The sequence below is a fragment of the Collinsella aerofaciens genome (assembly GCF_040926265.1).
GTDB lineage: Bacteria > Actinomycetota > Coriobacteriia > Coriobacteriales > Coriobacteriaceae > Collinsella > Collinsella aerofaciens_BB.
Window position 1 is genome coordinate 43,769 of the sequence record NZ_JBCOIL010000004.1, and the last position, 13,969, is coordinate 57,737.

17 protein-coding genes and 1 tRNA gene are annotated in these 13,969 nt (G+C 61.9%); 11 read left to right on the forward strand and 7 right to left on the reverse strand.

Going from position 1 to position 13,969, the window contains the following annotated elements; genetic code table 11:
• Positions 1–82: 82 nt before the first annotated feature.
• Together hisI and hisE are read left to right on the forward strand one after the other, a co-directional pair.
• Complete coding sequence (gene hisI, locus AB5767_RS01865; protein WP_117746844.1) at positions 83–412, forward strand: phosphoribosyl-AMP cyclohydrolase; 330 nt, start codon at positions 83–85, stop codon at positions 410–412.
• Positions 413–457: 45 nt separating this feature from the next.
• On the forward strand, positions 458–775 hold the full coding sequence (gene hisE, locus AB5767_RS01870; RefSeq protein ID WP_271748334.1) for a phosphoribosyl-ATP diphosphatase: 318 nt from the start codon (positions 458–460) through the stop codon (positions 773–775).
• Between the two features lie 27 nt (positions 776–802).
• On the opposite strand, the gene AB5767_RS01875 is transcribed toward hisE, so the two are convergent.
• A complete protein-coding gene (locus tag AB5767_RS01875) occupies positions 803–1,714 on the reverse strand; it encodes a PHP domain-containing protein (RefSeq protein WP_368132543.1) in 912 nt (303 codons plus the stop codon).
• A gap of 299 nt (positions 1,715–2,013) precedes the next feature.
• On the opposite strand from AB5767_RS01875, the gene larC2 reads away from it, so the two are divergent.
• The 6 genes from larC2 (at position 2,014) to AB5767_RS01905 (ending at position 7,430) form a co-directional block, all read left to right on the forward strand.
• On the forward strand, positions 2,014–2,499 hold the full coding sequence (gene larC2 / locus AB5767_RS01880) for a nickel pincer cofactor biosynthesis protein LarC2 (protein ID WP_368132544.1): 486 nt from the start codon (positions 2,014–2,016) through the stop codon (positions 2,497–2,499).
• A gap of 60 nt (positions 2,500–2,559) precedes the next feature.
• Positions 2,560–3,108 carry a phosphodiesterase gene (yfcE, locus tag AB5767_RS01885; RefSeq protein WP_368132545.1) on the forward strand — a complete coding sequence of 183 codons (549 nt, stop codon included), beginning with the start codon at positions 2,560–2,562 and terminating at the stop codon, positions 3,106–3,108.
• A gap of 2 nt (positions 3,109–3,110) precedes the next feature.
• Positions 3,111–3,971, forward strand: coding sequence for a nucleoside triphosphate pyrophosphohydrolase (gene mazG, locus AB5767_RS01890; protein WP_368132546.1), 861 nt, complete (start codon positions 3,111–3,113; stop codon positions 3,969–3,971).
• Positions 3,972–4,160: 189 nt separating this feature from the next.
• Positions 4,161–5,450, forward strand: a complete 1,290-nt coding sequence (gene eno, locus AB5767_RS01895) for a phosphopyruvate hydratase (RefSeq protein ID WP_117564903.1) — start codon at positions 4,161–4,163, stop codon at positions 5,448–5,450.
• Between the two features lie 196 nt (positions 5,451–5,646).
• The gene (locus AB5767_RS01900) at positions 5,647–6,408 is read left to right on the forward strand and encodes a hypothetical protein (RefSeq protein WP_229028219.1); all 762 of its coding nucleotides are present in this window, start codon (positions 5,647–5,649) and stop codon (positions 6,406–6,408) included.
• Positions 6,409–6,428: 20 nt separating this feature from the next.
• Positions 6,429–7,430, forward strand: a complete 1,002-nt coding sequence (locus AB5767_RS01905) for a Ppx/GppA phosphatase family protein (RefSeq protein WP_368131688.1) — start codon at positions 6,429–6,431, stop codon at positions 7,428–7,430.
• Positions 7,431–7,548: 118 nt separating this feature from the next.
• On the opposite strand, the gene AB5767_RS01910 is transcribed toward AB5767_RS01905, so the two are convergent.
• The 3 genes from AB5767_RS01910 to AB5767_RS01920 all read right to left on the reverse strand — a co-directional run bounded on the left by AB5767_RS01910 (position 7,549) and on the right by AB5767_RS01920 (position 9,849).
• A complete protein-coding gene (locus tag AB5767_RS01910; RefSeq protein ID WP_117746838.1) occupies positions 7,549–8,850 on the reverse strand; it encodes an ATP-binding protein in 1,302 nt (433 codons plus the stop codon).
• Positions 8,851–9,109: 259 nt separating this feature from the next.
• Positions 9,110–9,194, reverse strand: a tRNA-Leu gene (locus AB5767_RS01915).
• A gap of 31 nt (positions 9,195–9,225) precedes the next feature.
• Positions 9,226–9,849: a hypothetical protein gene (locus tag AB5767_RS01920; RefSeq protein WP_006235902.1), complete on the reverse strand. Its 624-nt coding sequence runs from the start codon at positions 9,847–9,849 to the stop codon at positions 9,226–9,228.
• 163 nt (positions 9,850–10,012) lie between these two features.
• Here AB5767_RS01920 and AB5767_RS01925 point away from each other — a divergent pair, with 163 nt between their 5' ends.
• Positions 10,013–10,300, forward strand: coding sequence for a PTS sugar transporter subunit IIB (locus AB5767_RS01925; protein WP_006235903.1), 288 nt, complete (start codon positions 10,013–10,015; stop codon positions 10,298–10,300).
• 11 nt (positions 10,301–10,311) lie between these two features.
• The gene (locus AB5767_RS01930; RefSeq protein ID WP_368131690.1) at positions 10,312–10,686 is read left to right on the forward strand and encodes a VOC family protein; all 375 of its coding nucleotides are present in this window, start codon (positions 10,312–10,314) and stop codon (positions 10,684–10,686) included.
• 75 nt (positions 10,687–10,761) lie between these two features.
• Here the strand turns inward: AB5767_RS01930 and AB5767_RS01935 are convergent, their stop codons facing one another.
• The 3 genes from AB5767_RS01935 to AB5767_RS01945 are packed head-to-tail and all read right to left on the reverse strand — an operon-like array spanning position 10,762 to position 13,372.
• A complete protein-coding gene (locus AB5767_RS01935) occupies positions 10,762–12,057 on the reverse strand; it encodes a sensor histidine kinase (protein ID WP_368131692.1) in 1,296 nt (431 codons plus the stop codon).
• The gene (locus AB5767_RS01940) at positions 12,041–12,811 is read right to left on the reverse strand and encodes a response regulator transcription factor (protein WP_195232729.1); all 771 of its coding nucleotides are present in this window, start codon (positions 12,809–12,811) and stop codon (positions 12,041–12,043) included. The genes AB5767_RS01935 and AB5767_RS01940 overlap by 17 nt, the downstream gene beginning before the upstream one ends.
• A gap of 18 nt (positions 12,812–12,829) precedes the next feature.
• Positions 12,830–13,372 carry a UBA domain-containing protein gene (locus tag AB5767_RS01945; protein ID WP_022093856.1) on the reverse strand — a complete coding sequence of 181 codons (543 nt, stop codon included), beginning with the start codon at positions 13,370–13,372 and terminating at the stop codon, positions 12,830–12,832.
• 354 nt (positions 13,373–13,726) lie between these two features.
• On the opposite strand from AB5767_RS01945, the gene AB5767_RS01950 reads away from it, so the two are divergent.
• Complete coding sequence (locus AB5767_RS01950; protein WP_117847870.1) at positions 13,727–13,966, forward strand: hypothetical protein; 240 nt, start codon at positions 13,727–13,729, stop codon at positions 13,964–13,966.
• Positions 13,967–13,969 lie beyond the last annotated feature (3 nt).

The following is a 13,969-nucleotide window of genomic DNA, read 5'->3' on the forward strand; positions in this document are numbered from 1 at the left end:
CGCTCCTCTTTCGCGGCAACCTGCGGCACCTGGGCAAGCCTCGCCGACCTGCGATGTTCACGGTAATTACTTGGGAGGAATGATGACTGAGGTGGTAAATGCTACCGAGCTGAAATACGACGCCCGTGGGTTGATTCCTTGTGTGGTTCAGCAGTATGACACCGGCGAGGTGCTTATGGTTGCTTGGATGAACGAGGAATCGGTGGGGCTGACGCTCAAGACCGGGACCACGTGGTTTTGGAGCCGCAGCCGCCAGGAGCTCTGGAACAAGGGCGCGACAAGCGGCAACATGCAGGAGGTCAAGGAGCTCTGGGCCGACTGCGATAGCGATACGCTGCTGGTCAAGGTCGACTCGCCGGGTCCGGCCTGCCACACCGGCAACCGTACCTGCTTCTTTAAGAAACTCGCGTAGGGCGGGCGCTCGATTAGACGCTCGGCCACCAGAAAGGATTGAACTATGGGTGTGCGCACCGCAAACGTTCAGGATGGAAATATCGGAGAGACGCTGACAGGTCTGGCCGAGGTGATTCACGGTCGTCATGATGCATCGCCGCAGGAGAGCTATACCGCGCGTCTGCTGACCGATGTCGAGGACGAGCTGCTCAAGAAGCTTGCCGAGGAGGCAAGCGAGGTGATCATGGCCTGCAAGGATAACGATCACGATCACATCCGCTACGAGGCCGGCGACCTGGTCTACCACCTGCTCGTGACGCTCGAGCGCTACGGTATCACCCTCGACGAGCTAGCCGGCGAACTCAACGCCCGCCGCCACTAGTCATTGGGGACGTTCTTAAACGACCAGTTAGGCGAGGGGCGTGGACTCCCATTCTCCGGTGAGGTGGGGGATGTCGAAGGTTCGATAACCGCAGTCGTAGGCGTGGGCCTGGGCCTCGCGGATGTTCCAGCAGATGTCGCAGGCGCGGTGTGCGTCCGAGCCAAAAGTGATCGGCACCTCGGCGTGGGCAAAGCAACGCAGCAATCCGGTCGCGGGATAGTAGTCGTCGAGGCCCTTGCGCGGTGCGGCGGTCGAGACCTCAACGCGGCGGCCCGTATCGTGCGCGCACTCGGCCATCTGCTGCCAAAACGGTGCGGGGTCAAAGTCGGGCGCAAAGCCTCCCTTCGAAAAGCGCATGACCAGGTCGGGGTGAGCCATCACATCAAAGTTGAGCGGGCTCTCGCAGGCGCGGCACCAGTCATCGACATAGCGCTCCCACACGCCGCGCACGCCTAAGTTTTCCCAAACATGCAGGTCGGTATCATCGTCGATCCAGCCGCAGCGCGAATCGGGCGTATCGGGACGAGCGACGTCCTCCGTTCCCGCCGTACCCGCGGCACCGGCCATGATATCGCCTGGGTTGCCAATCCAGTGCACACTGCCCAGGCGCACGACGGCGCCCTGGGACCAGCGCTCAACCAAAGGCTCGCAGCCCTCGTACCAATCGCATTCGAAACCGTAGATAAAGGTGAGTTCTGGCGCAATCTGAGCGGCAAGATTGCGAGCGTCCTCAAAAGCCAGACGATGCGCCGGGAGGTCACCCTCAGTAACCTGCACCTCGCAGTTAGCATCCATGCTGGCGGGCAGGGTGAGATGGTCGGTCGAGACCATGACGCGGCAGCCGGCCGCAGCAGCGGCACGGACGTTGTCCTCAAACGAGGCATGCCCGTCCGAAAACGAGGTATGAGTATGGCAATCGACCAGCGGGCACATGGGCATAGCGGCTCCTTTGCGTCAAGCGAATCCGCTTCATTGTAATGGCGCAGCTCTCAACACGCCGGGCACGCCGGGGATCGAAATCGATTGGAAAGGTTGCGCGGCGCGTGGTGCGGCCTCGCTTGCTCTCAAAACGTGTACGTCAGCCTCCAAAACCGACAAATAATGACATGTTTGGAGGCTGACGTACACGTTTGGATGGGGGCGAGGGCGGCGACGGACGAAAGTCACGCTTGTGCCACGTCCGATGTGCTAGCGTTTGGATGAACAAAACGAGCCCGTGCGGAAAGGAGCCGGACCGTATGCCATGCGATAGCAAATCTCCGCTGTCTCGCGAGACCGATGCGCCCGAGACCATCGTCAAGCTGGAATGCGACATCGACGATGCGTCGCCCGAGGTGCTCGCCTACGCCGCCGACCGCCTGCGCGAGGCCGGTGCGCGCGAGGTGCACTGGCTGCCCGTTTATTGCAAGAAAGGCCGTCCCGGCTGGCAGCTGCAGGTGATCTGCTCGCATGAGGATATCGAACGTCTACAGACGATTATCTTTTTGGAAACTACGACCAATGGCATCCGCCGCCAGGTCATGGAGCGCGTCTGCCTGCCGCGCCACTTTGAACAAGTGGCGACGCCTTGGGGCGAGGTGGCCGTAAAGGTGGCAACCCTGCCCGATGGCAGCGAGCGTGCAGCGCCCGAGTACGAGGACTGCGCCCGTCTCGCTCGCGAGCATAATGTGCCGCTCCAGCGCGTGATGCAGACGGCCCAGAGCGCGGCACTGCGATTTGAATAACGCGGCTGGTGGCGACATCCTGCGCCTAGCCATATCAACCCCATTCGAAAGGATCTCCCCATGAAATACCTCATCGCCTCCGATATCCACGGCTCGGCATATTGGACCGAGCGCCTGGTCGCCGCCATCGAGTCCGAGCAGCCTGACCGCATCGTGCTGCTGGGCGACCTGCTCTACCACGGTCCGCGCAACGACCTGCCGCGCGATTACGCCCCCAAGCGCGTGATCCCGCTGCTCAACGCCCTGGCCGACCGCATCATCGCGGTGCGCGGCAACTGCGACGCCGAGGTCGACCAGATGGTGCTCGACTTCCCCGTCATGGCCGACTATGCCACGCTGTTCGACGAGACCGGCCGCGAGCTGTTCCTGACGCACGGCCATGTCTTTGGCGCCGGCATGCACAACAGCGTCGACCACGCGCCCGCGTTGCCCGGGGGCTCCGCGCTCGTCTACGGCCATACGCACATCAAGGTCAACGAGGAAAGCGCCGCGCACCCGGGCCTGTGGCTCTTCAACCCCGGTAGCGTGAGCATCCCCAAGGACGGCTCGCACAGCTACGGCATCTACGAGGGCGGCGCGTTCCGCCACGTGGTCATGGAGGAGGAGTAGCCATGGCGCAGCACATGGCTCAGCAAAATGCCGAGGGCTCGCGCGATCTGTCCACGCTGGTCGACGCGTCGGCCGAGCTGCAGCATCTGGTGCAGACCGTCTGGCGTCTGCGTCAGCCCGATGGCTGCCCGTGGGACCGTGAGCAGACGCACCGCAGCATTGGCAAGAACATGATCGAGGAGGCCTACGAAGCGCTCGACTGCATCGAGGCGGACGACGCGGTTCACCTACGCGAGGAGCTGGGCGACGTGCTCATGCAGGTCGTGCTGCATGCACAGATTGCGGCGGACGCCGGCGAGTTTACACTGGCCGACGTGGCGCGCGATATCGACGCCAAGCTCATCCGTCGCCACCCGCACGTGTTCGGCGATGCGGGTGCCGAGAGCTCCGACGAGGTGCTCAAGATTTGGGACGAGGTCAAGCTTGCCGAGAAAGCCGCCAAGGACAAGGTCGTGGCGGCGGGCGAGGCCGCGCCCGAGGGTCTGCTCGATGGTGTGCCCACGCATCTGCCGGCGCTGATGCAGGCCCAGAAGGTGTCGCGCAAGGCAGCGGCCGTGGGCTTTGAGTGGGAGACGGTCCAGGACGTGTGGGACGAGGTCGCCGAGGAACGTGCCGAGTTTGAGGCCGAGGCCCCTGGCTCGCCCGAGCGCGAGATGGAGTTTGGCGACCTGCTCTTTGCTCTGGTCAACGTTGCGCGCAAAGAGGGCATCGACGCCGAGAGCGCCCTGCGCGCCAGCACAGCAAAGTTTCGTCGCCGTTGGGCTGCGATGGAGCAGATGGCGGCCGACGCCCATGTGGATCTGGCTGAGCTTTCGGCCCACGGCCTCAACGACCTCTGGGATGCCGCCAAGGCAGAGGAGTAAGACTGCGGGAACGACGGGCTGACGCGCCTCATCGTTCCCGCTAAATTTTTCGAAAATCAAGTGTATCCCTCGGCTAACTTAGGGCATAATGCAAAAAGTGCGACATGGCTAACTTACGGAGGTGCACCGACGGTGCACAGTCGGCCAGTCGCTTGCATCCACTACGTTTCCAAGTGAGAGGGAGACAACATGAGCGATATTTTGGACGTCTACGGTCGCGAGGTGCTCGACAGCCGCGGCAATCCCACCGTCGAGGTCGAGGTCGTGCTCGAGGACGGCAGCTTTGGCCGCGCAATGGTGCCTTCGGGTGCTTCGACCGGCGCCTTTGAGGCATGTGAGCTGCGCGACGGCGACAAGGGTCGCTACCTGGGCAAGGGTGTTTCGCAGGCCGTCGAGCACGTCAACAACGAGTGCGCTAACGCCGTCGTGGGCCTCGACGCCTTCGACCAGCGCGCCGTCGATGCCGCGCTGATTGCCGCGGACGGTACCCCCAACAAGACCAAGCTCGGTGCCAACGCCATCCTGGGCGTGTCGCTGGCCGTCGCCCGCGCCGCTGCCGAGTCGGCGGGTCTGTCGCTGTACCAGTACCTGGGCGGCGTCAACGCCCACCTGTTGCCCACGCCCATGATGAACATCCTCAACGGCGGCGTGCATGCTGACAATAACGTTGACTTCCAGGAGTTCATGATCATGCCGGTGGGCGCCCCGAGCTTTGCCGAGGGCCTGCGTTGGTGCGCCGAGGTCTACCATACCCTCAAGGGCGTGCTGCACGAGGCCGGCCTGGGCGGCGGTGTGGGCGACGAGGGCGGCTTTGCCCCCAACCTTAAGACCAATGCCGAGCCGTTCGAGTACATCACCAAGGCCGTTGAGAAGGCTGGCTTTAAGCCCGGCGTCGACTTCATGTACGCCATGGACCCGGCCTCGACCGAGTTCTACAACGCCGAGACCGGCATGTACGAGCTCAAGGGCGAGGGCGTTGAGTATACGAGCGCTCAGATGGTCGATTACTGGGAGAAGCTCGTCGACACCTATCCCATCATCTCCATCGAGGACGGCATGGCCGAGGAGGACTGGGACGGCTGGGTCGAGCTCACCCGTCGCATTGGCAACAAGGTGCAGCTGGTGGGCGACGACCTGTTCGTCACCAACACCGAGCGCCTCAAGAAGGGCATCGAGCTGGGTGCCGCCAACGCGATCCTGGTCAAGGTCAACCAGATCGGCACGCTTACCGAGTCGCTCGAGGCCATCGAGACCGCCAAGGAGGCCGGTTACGCCTGCATCGTGAGTCACCGCTCCGGCGAGACCGAGGACTCCACGATCGCCGACCTGGTCGTGGGCGTCAACGCCGGCCAGATCAAGTCGGGCGCCCCGTGCCGCAGCGACCGTATCGCCAAGTACAACCAGCTCATCCGCATCGAGGACGAGCTCGAGGGCAGCGCGCGTTACGCCGGCAAGGCCGCGTTCTACAACATTCGCTAGGCACGCGGAGGTCGCGGGGGCGGGGAAGACTCGGATTTGCCTTGCTCCAGCCGGGTGCTGTTGAGCACCATTGGGCGCTGGGCCATATGACTCAGCGCCTTTTTTATGTCGAGCAAAGGCTGGCGAAGGCGGTGCGGGCGCTCGTGCTATAACTAGAATACTTAGCGCAAACAAACCTCAACCGCACAAGGCGCACATGGATCAGATTTACGACAACAGGTACTATTCCGCCGGTTCGCGTGAGCCGTCGCCTCGCCGTGCGCGCACGGTGCAGCTCGGTGGGTCCGCCTACGCCGGCGCCGACCGCTCCATGCAGCGCCCGACAAGTACCTCGCGCCCAAATGCTCAAGTGAATACTTCGACAGATGGACCAGTGCGCCCGGCACGTTCGTCGCATGCTCAGCGCTCGTCGGCTCAAACGCACGATAGGTCGAGCAGGCCTTCGAACCGTTTTTCGGGCTCGGACTTTATGCACTACGCCAACGACAACGCGGTGGTCAAGGCGATCTACGACTTTACCCACGGTCCTCAGCGAGGGCTATTCATCGGCATTGTCGTTGCCCTGGTGCTCGTGAGCCTGTATTTCCCCGTGCGCGATCTGTACGTGGCAAAGCGTTCGAGCGATATCTTGGCCAAGCAGGTCGAGATTCGTCAGCAATACAATGATGAGCTGCAAAAAAGCGTCGACAAACTGCTCTCGGAGGAGGGCATTAAGGATGCGGCGTCCGAGGATCTGGGCCTGGTGATGCCCGGCGAGAAGAGGGTTGAAGTGCAGGGCCTGGACGACGATTCGGATTCGTCTTCGAGCAAGAAGTCGTCGAACGCCAAGAAGGCCAGCGAAGTTGCCAAGGAAATCGAAGAAGTCGGTAAGGACGCCCCGTGGTACATCCAGGCGCTCGACATGCTGTTTGGGTTTAACGGTGTCGAGGGCCAGACGGTCGTGTCCAACGGCAAATAGCGCCCGGAGGGGAGCCCGCAATGGCAGATTGCAAACGATATAAGGTGGCGGCGATCGATCTGGGAACGGTGTCGTCGCGACTGGTGCTGGCGCAGGTCGAGGGCGGGGCGATCGTGGAATCGTCCAAGCATACCGAGATTACCGACCTGGGCGAGGGTGTGGACGCGACGGGTCGCTTTTGCGAGGCGGCGGTCGAGCGCGTGCTCGCTGCATGCCGCATGTTTGTGGACGAGGCGCGTACCTTTGGCGCCGCGTGCATCTGCACCACGTGCACGAGCGCCGCGCGCGATGCGTCCAACGCCGCCCTGCTGCTGGACGGCCTGCGCGAGCTGGGTCTCGAGCCGCAGGTGATTCCAGGAGAAGTCGAGGCGCGCCTGACGTTTTTTGGCGTGGCGCACGACTTTGCCGGTGAACGCATTATCGTCGCCGATTCGGGCGGCGGCTCCACGGAGCTCGCGACGGGCGTGTACGCGCCGGAGCGCGGGGTCTTTGCGCTGGAGGGAACGCGCTCGCTGGACATCGGTTGCCGTCGCGTGACCGAGCGGTTTTTCTCTGCGCTGCCGCCGTCGACGAACGAGCTTGCGGTTGCCGCCGCGTGGGCGGGCGAGCAGTTCTCCGCCTATTTTGAGGGCCTGCCCAGCGACTTTGAGCGCGCCGAGCGCCTCGTCGCGGTGGGCGGTACCGTCACCACGCTCGTGGCGCTGGTCCACGAACTGGAGCCGTACGACTCGAGCTTTGTGCACCTGCGCGAGCTTTCGATGGAGCAGATCTCGGCCGCCATCGATCGTATATCTACGCTGGATGTGGAGGGTATCGCTGCGCTGCCGGGCGTGCAGCCCAAGCGCGCGGGCGTGATTCTGGCCGGCGCCGTGGTGATTCGCGAGCTCATGCGCGCCGGTGGCTACGATGCGCTCACCGTAAGCGAGAACAGCCTACTCGCTGGCATGGCCGCCACCATCAACGAGGTTCTCGACGGCGCGACTCCCACCATCGCATGGACTCCCAGCCTCAGCGCCCTCTAAATAAGTTGCGGTGAAATACGGACTAAAATCGCCCTTTCGGGCGCCAAACAGTCCCTATTCCACCGCAACTCAACAGCCGGCACCTGGGGACAGTCCTTGCGGGGCGTCCCCACAGCGCCTATGCCAGCTTGTCGATTTGCCCAATCTCCCAAAGCGGAATATTGACGAGCATGCCCTCGTCTCTATATGCCGCCAGGGAGCTCCTCACGCAACGCTCGAGCTTGAATTTTTCGCAGGCTATTTTCAGACTCTTCGCTTTAAGGTTCTCTGCCGCCTTGACCTCAAGCGGAAGCACGGTCCCCGCATGGTCGATGGCAAAGTCGGTTTCGGCATTGCCAGAGGTAGAGGACCAATACGCGGGAGTTTTGTCCTGGAGCAAAAGCTCCTGCGCGACGTATTGTTCGGTCAGCGAACCTTTGAACTCGGTAAAAACAGCGGATCCGTTAAGAACGATGGCCGGAGAGAGACCGGAGAGCGCTCCGAGGATGCCGGTGTCGATGCAGAACAGTTTGAAGCCCGAGAGGTCTTCGTAGCTCGAGAGCGGCGCCTTTAGAGCGGAAACACGTGGCACCTTATGAACGATTCCGTAGTCCGTGAGCCACTGGAGGCTTTCCTCGAAATCGCGTGCGCGCGCTCCGGGGCGAAGGGCGCCATAGACAAACTTCTTGTTCTCTTTGGCAAGCTGGCCGGGAAGGGATTTCCAAACCAACCTCATGCGCTCGATGATGCGGGCGGGTGCATGTTTGCCAAAATCGGATTCGTAAGCCTCGATGATTTGCTGCTGAAGCCTTCGGGCTTCGATGAAGTCGCGTGTCTCGGCGAAAGCGGAGACAACTTCGGGCATACCGCCGACAACAAGGTATTCCTTGAGCAAGTGTTCGAGCTTTTCGGTAACGTTTGCTAGAAGGTTCATGTCTGCGGCAAGGATGGCGTCGGCGAGCGGGTCGCCGTCGACGGCACGAACGAACTCGGCGAACCCCATGGGACGCATGGTGAGCTGGTCGATTTTGCCGACGGGAAATGACTCGTTTTCGCGTCGGAGCGCGAGGCCCATATAGGAACCGGCTGCTACGATGTGGTATTCGGGTGCAAGCTCGTTGAAGTACTTGAGCGAGGTGATCCCGCGCGGGGCCTCTTGGATCTCGTCGAAGATGATGAGCGTGTCTGCTGGCGTTACAGTTTGGCCACGTAGGAGTTCTATCTGGGAGATGATGCGCTTGGGGTCGAGGTCCCCATCGAACAGCGAGCGTGTGCTCGGCTCGAGCATAAAGTCAAAACGAATGACGTTTCGATACTGCTGGCTTGCGAATTCGTTAAGAAGCCAAGTCTTTCCTGTCTGGCGGGCTCCCTTAAGCAAGAGAGGTTTGCGATTCGTCCTTGATTTCCAAGCGATAAGTTCGCTCATAAGCTGTCGCTGCATATTGCCTCCCAACCCTCTCGGTTAGTATAAGGCCATTTGGGTGTTTCCATCGGAAAATGTGCGAAACAACCACGTTTTTCCATCGGAAAATGTGCGAGACAACCACGTTTTTCCATCGGAAAATGTGGTAGGAAACTCATTGGGTGGGCGGAAAAAGTAGTCAAAAAAGCCCCGTCCCAAATGAGCTGCTCTGCAGTTGACGGCGTCCAAAAGAAACGAGCCCGCATCCCTGGGGAACACGGGCTCGCAAGCAATCATATGGTAGGGGCGGTGGGACTCGAACCCACAATCCTTGCGGCGAGAGATTTTAAGTCTCCTGCGTATGCCAATTCCGCCACGCCCCCGTGAGACTAGAAGTCTAGCACAAGCCGTCCGTTACGCGTTGACGGCCATCGAGTGTTGGCCCGACTTCTCCAGGAACTCCTGGAACTTGGCTTCGTCGCCCTTGTTCTGGTACTGCAGGGCCAGCAGGTACTCCAAGCGGCAGCGCTTGACCGGGTCGTCGCCGACATCCTCGAGCATGCGCTCCAGCTCGGGAATGTCGTTGTGGCGCTTGAGGATCATCGTGTCGTACATCAGCTGGCACTCGTGCGCAACTGCCTCGGCCTGACCGCCCTCAAAGCCCTTGATCTCGTGCAGCAACTCCTTGGACTTTTTGCGGTCCTCCTGGCCAACATAGTAGTTAAAGGCTTTGATCACCAGGTCGACGCGCTGCATCTTGGGGAGGTTGAGCCCCAGCAGCAGGTCGAACATCTCGCTGGCACGCTCGTGGTCCTCGCGCAGCAGATAGGAGTTCAGGCGCAGGTAGTCGCGGTTGTAGCGTGGGTACAGCATGCTGGTGAGTTTGCCGTCGAGCAAACGATCGAACTCGTCCCACTGCTTGGCGGCCATAAGCTGCTGCAGGCGCTTGAACGTTGTGCGTTTTTTGACGCTAAAGAACACCGACACGGCGATGCAGATGATAACGACGGCGGTCCAGAGTGTGCGGGAATCGGGCATATTAGGGTCCTTAGTCGCTCATAAAGCGAGCGGTATGACAACACGTACTAGATGTATTATACGCAGCGCGCAAGCAAACTGGCATAAAAGCTCATCGAGGCCGAGTGCCATCGCTCGCTGCGGTACACTTACCTAAAGTAAACCATGAAGGGAGACATTACCTATGAAGAAGATCGTTTTGGCTTGCGGTGCTGGCGCTGCTACTTCCACGCTCGTTGCCCAGAAGGTCGCTACCCTGCTCGACGCCAACGGTTATGCCGACAAGTACGAGATCGTGCAGTGCGCCATCTCCGAGGCCAAGGATTACTGCGACGAGGGCGCTGACCTGCTGATCGCCACCACCGTTGCCCCCGAGGGCCTCACCTGCCCGTACGTGAGTGGCGTGCCCTTCATGACCGGCATGAACCGCGTTGCCGCCGAGAAGGCCGTTCTCGACGTCATGGCTCAGTAGGCGCTGACTGCATGAGTGAGCAGAACGCCAACCCGGTAGAGCTCTTTGGTATGCGCGTTGCCCATGTGGGCATTAACGCCACCGACCCGGCAGACGCCCTGGAGATCGCGGAGCTGTTCTCGACGATGATGGGCCTGCCCGTCATCGAGACCCCGGTTTCGTACTTCAACGATTCGCTGGTCGAGATCATGAAGCAGAACGGTCGTGGCACCAAGGGCCACATCGGCTTTGCCGTTAACGACATCGATGCGGCCGAGAAGTGGTTTGCCGAGCGCGGGTTCGAGGTCAACGAAGAGTCGCGCGCACTGCTGCCCGACGGTGGTACCAAGCTCGTGTACTTTAAGCGCGAGTTCGCCGGTTTCGCCGTGCACCTGTGCCGCGAGTAGCGCACAAGCTGCCATAGCTGGCAAAAAGGGATAGGGCCGCGTGGCCCTATCCCTTTATTTATGCCGAGGGGCTTCCTATCGTGGCAGGCGAATCGTAAAGCGGCTGCCGACCCCTTCGACCGAGGTCACACCGATGACGCCGCCGTGGCTGTCGACGATCCACTTGGCGATCGCAAGCCCCAGACCCGAACCCTGTGCGCCGGCATCGCGCGCGTTGTCGGCACGGTAGAACCGCTCGAACGCGTGGGCTGCAGATTCCTGGTTCATGCCGATGCCCTCGTCCTCAACACTTATGTCGATCGTGCCCGCGCCCGCATCTGGCGTTATGCCAAATGTGACGGTCGTTCCCGCATCCGAGTACTTGGCGGCGTTTTGCACGATCACGCGCAGAGCCTGCTTCACGAGCGCCACGTCGACGGGCGCGTCGCAGCGCGGGTCGCTGACAAGCGCAGCGTCAAAGGCCAGCCGATACGTGTGCTCGGTATCGATCATCTGCGATTCCTCGCATACCTCGTCGACCAGTGCGGCAAGGTTGGTATTTGCGCGCCGCAGGACCGTGCGCCCGGCATCGCCGCGCGCCAAAAACAGCAGCTGCTCCACGAGCTCTTGCATGTGCTCGCTTTCGGCCTTGAGGGACGCGATAGATTCTGCCAGCACGTCCGGGTCGTCTTTGCCCCAGCGATCGAGCATGTTTACGTAGCCCTGAATCACCGCGATGGGCGTGCGCAGCTCGTGGCTCGCATCGTTGACAAAGCGCATTTGCTGCAGTTTGGCCTCTTGCATCTGGCGCAGTAGGCGGTTGAGTGCAACCTCGATGCTTGCCAGGTCGGCGTCGCCGGTAGTGACGCTCGGCGAGTCGACGCTTGCGCGCTCGATGGCCTGCTCCAGTGTTTCCATCTTGCCGCCGGAGAGCTGCATACGGCCGAGCTCGTCCACGCGCAAGGCCAGGTCGTTGAGCGGTGCCATGGTGCGGCGCACGCGACGGGCGCCGCCGAGCATGTCGAGCACGCTGATGACCTGCCAACCCACAACGACAAGGTAGAGAGGCCATAGCGCGACGAGGTCCTGCGCGAGGGGGAAAGTCTTGGTGGTACGCGCAAGCTCGACGGTATAGGTGAGCGTTGCCAGGTCCCAGCCGCGCGCAGGCGCCAGCGACATGCCGTGAACGGCGACGCCGGGGATCCATCCTGCGGTAAACGCGCCGTCGGGCAGCATCTGGTTGTATCCATAGACGAGGATCGCCGCCGCAATCGCCATCAGCAGCAGATCGAGCCAGACGTAGCTCATCAAGCGGCGCCACATATAGCTCCAGTTGATGGCGCGGGCGATGGATGTGACGCGCTTGGCCTCGGCGTTACGCGCGGCAGACATAGCCCACCCCACGCACGGTCTGGATGATGCGGGCGCCGCCGGCGTCCTCGATCTTGGCGCGCAGGTGCGCGATGTGCACGTCGACGTTGTTGGTGTCGCCCACGTATTCGTAGCCCAGCGCCTCGTGCGCGATGCGCTCGCGCGTGAGCACGGTGCCGGCGTGCGCCATAAGCAGGGCGAGGACGTCGAACTCGCGGGCAGTGAGCGCGATGGGCGAGCCGCCGACCGTGACTTCGCGGCGGTCGGGATCGAGCGCGACCGAACTCACGGTGAGCGCGGCGGGGGAGGGCGAGGCGGATGCCTGGGTCGAGTCGCCAGCCGGGGGTATCGCAGCGGCGCCCGTAGCGCCCGTCCCGGCCCCAACGCCGCCAACGCCCGAAGCCGCCCGCACGGCCTCCGAGCGCTTCAACGCCACGCGGATCCGTGCGAACAGCTCCTCAATCGCAAACGGCTTGGTCAGGTAATCGTCGGCGCCGGCATCGAGCCCGGCCACCTTGTCCATCACGGCATCGCGCGCGGTGACCATGATCACCGGTACATCCTTGTGCTTGCGGACGCGTCGCAGCACCTCCATGCCGTTGAGCTGCGGCAACAGCACATCGAGCAGAATCAGATCGTAGTTGCGCTCCAGCGCCAGGTCCACGGCGGTGCGGCCGTCGGCGGCGTGCTCCACCTGGTAGCCCTCGTGCTCCAGCTCGAGCGTCACAAAGCGGGCGATTTTCTCCTCGTCCTCTACGATCAGGATCCGTGCCATGCGTGCCCCCGTCTGAGATTACTTGTCGTCGTTGAGATTTTGCTTGATGTCGTCCGCGGCATCGGCAGCGTGATTCATAAGGTTGTTGATGCTGCCGGGTACGTCGCCGTCGCTATCGATGCGGTAACGCATGCCAAAGAACAGGCCAATCAGCATCAGCCATATCGTGGCGCCCCAGGCAAACAGCGCGACGATGGGGATCAGGATGGGAATGTTGAGGATGATCGCGTCGCGGCGCGTGGCGATAAACTTGGTGTCCAGGCTCAGGCGGAAGAGCTTTTTGAGGTACTCCCACACGCTGTCCATCTTCTTGGAGAAGTCGGTCTTTTCGCTCGACTTCTCGTAGGCGGCCTGCGCGGCGACCATCTCGGCTGAGGGCTCATCGACTGGCGCGGACTCGGTGGCGGCGTGCGCCGACGTGGTCTGGGTCTTGCCCTGCGACTCGAGCCAAATGATGGCATCCAAGACGTTGCCGTCGGCGGCGTCGAGCGCGGCCTTGGCATCGGTGTAGCTCACGTTGCACTTGGTGCGGATGGTTTCAACTTTTTCGAGGTCGTCCATGACCTGTTCCTTTCGTTCGATGGGCGCGACGCCGGGCGATCTGCCCGGGCGCGAGCGTTGCGTTCGGCGGCCTGCGTGACGCCGCCCCGCCCTTGGTCGAACTCTATAGTGCAGGTTATAGATTAAGCGATTCTTGAGCCAAGATTAACGTTGGATGAGTTTTTGGGTGGCGGTGGGAAAAGTATTAGACCTCGATAGCGGGGGATGTGGTGCCGGTGCAAAACGGCGTCAAAGGTTGGTCGAGCAGGCGGTTTCTCCATTGATGTCCGCACAGCATGTGACACTTACCCTGCCGCCCCGCTCTGCCGCGGCGGCATGCGTCTGAACAACGACTCTCTAAGGAGTTCGATACCGATGAGTGACAACGCAAAGCATCTCGCAAAGAAGTGCGTAAAGGACGCGGGGCCGTGCCTCGCGCTGTGCGTAGCCGGCGCAGCGGTCGCGCTGCTGGCTGTTCTGGGGCCGTTCGACGTGCTCCGAAGTGCCAGCTTTCTGCATGTTTGCATGGCTCTTGCCGGCGCCACGATGACCGGCGGCGTGCTCGATCTGATCTTTTGGGTGTTTGACCCGTTTGGATGGAAGAGCGAGGGGTAGGTC

Bases quoted from the DNA above. Each gene is read 5' to 3' on its own strand.
- hisI (WP_117746844.1), top strand. From the start codon at position 83: ATGACTGAGGTGGTAAATGCTACCGAGCTGAAATACGACGCCCGTGGG.
- hisE (WP_271748334.1), top strand. From the start codon at position 458: ATGGGTGTGCGCACCGCAAACGTTCAGGATGGAAATATCGGAGAGACG.
- AB5767_RS01875 (WP_368132543.1), bottom strand. From the start codon at position 1,714: ATGCCCATGTGCCCGCTGGTCGATTGCCATACTCATACCTCGTTTTCG.
- larC2 (WP_368132544.1), top strand. From the start codon at position 2,014: ATGCCATGCGATAGCAAATCTCCGCTGTCTCGCGAGACCGATGCGCCC.
- yfcE (WP_368132545.1), top strand. From the start codon at position 2,560: ATGAAATACCTCATCGCCTCCGATATCCACGGCTCGGCATATTGGACC.
- mazG (WP_368132546.1), top strand. From the start codon at position 3,111: ATGGCGCAGCACATGGCTCAGCAAAATGCCGAGGGCTCGCGCGATCTG.
- eno (WP_117564903.1), top strand. From the start codon at position 4,161: ATGAGCGATATTTTGGACGTCTACGGTCGCGAGGTGCTCGACAGCCGC.
- AB5767_RS01900 (WP_229028219.1), top strand. From the start codon at position 5,647: ATGGATCAGATTTACGACAACAGGTACTATTCCGCCGGTTCGCGTGAG.
- AB5767_RS01905 (WP_368131688.1), top strand. From the start codon at position 6,429: ATGGCAGATTGCAAACGATATAAGGTGGCGGCGATCGATCTGGGAACG.
- AB5767_RS01910 (WP_117746838.1), bottom strand. From the start codon at position 8,850: ATGCAGCGACAGCTTATGAGCGAACTTATCGCTTGGAAATCAAGGACG.
- AB5767_RS01920 (WP_006235902.1), bottom strand. From the start codon at position 9,849: ATGCCCGATTCCCGCACACTCTGGACCGCCGTCGTTATCATCTGCATC.
- AB5767_RS01925 (WP_006235903.1), top strand. From the start codon at position 10,013: ATGAAGAAGATCGTTTTGGCTTGCGGTGCTGGCGCTGCTACTTCCACG.
- AB5767_RS01930 (WP_368131690.1), top strand. From the start codon at position 10,312: ATGAGTGAGCAGAACGCCAACCCGGTAGAGCTCTTTGGTATGCGCGTT.
- AB5767_RS01935 (WP_368131692.1), bottom strand. From the start codon at position 12,057: ATGTCTGCCGCGCGTAACGCCGAGGCCAAGCGCGTCACATCCATCGCC.
- AB5767_RS01940 (WP_195232729.1), bottom strand. From the start codon at position 12,811: ATGGCACGGATCCTGATCGTAGAGGACGAGGAGAAAATCGCCCGCTTT.
- AB5767_RS01945 (WP_022093856.1), bottom strand. From the start codon at position 13,372: ATGGACGACCTCGAAAAAGTTGAAACCATCCGCACCAAGTGCAACGTG.
- AB5767_RS01950 (WP_117847870.1), top strand. From the start codon at position 13,727: ATGAGTGACAACGCAAAGCATCTCGCAAAGAAGTGCGTAAAGGACGCG.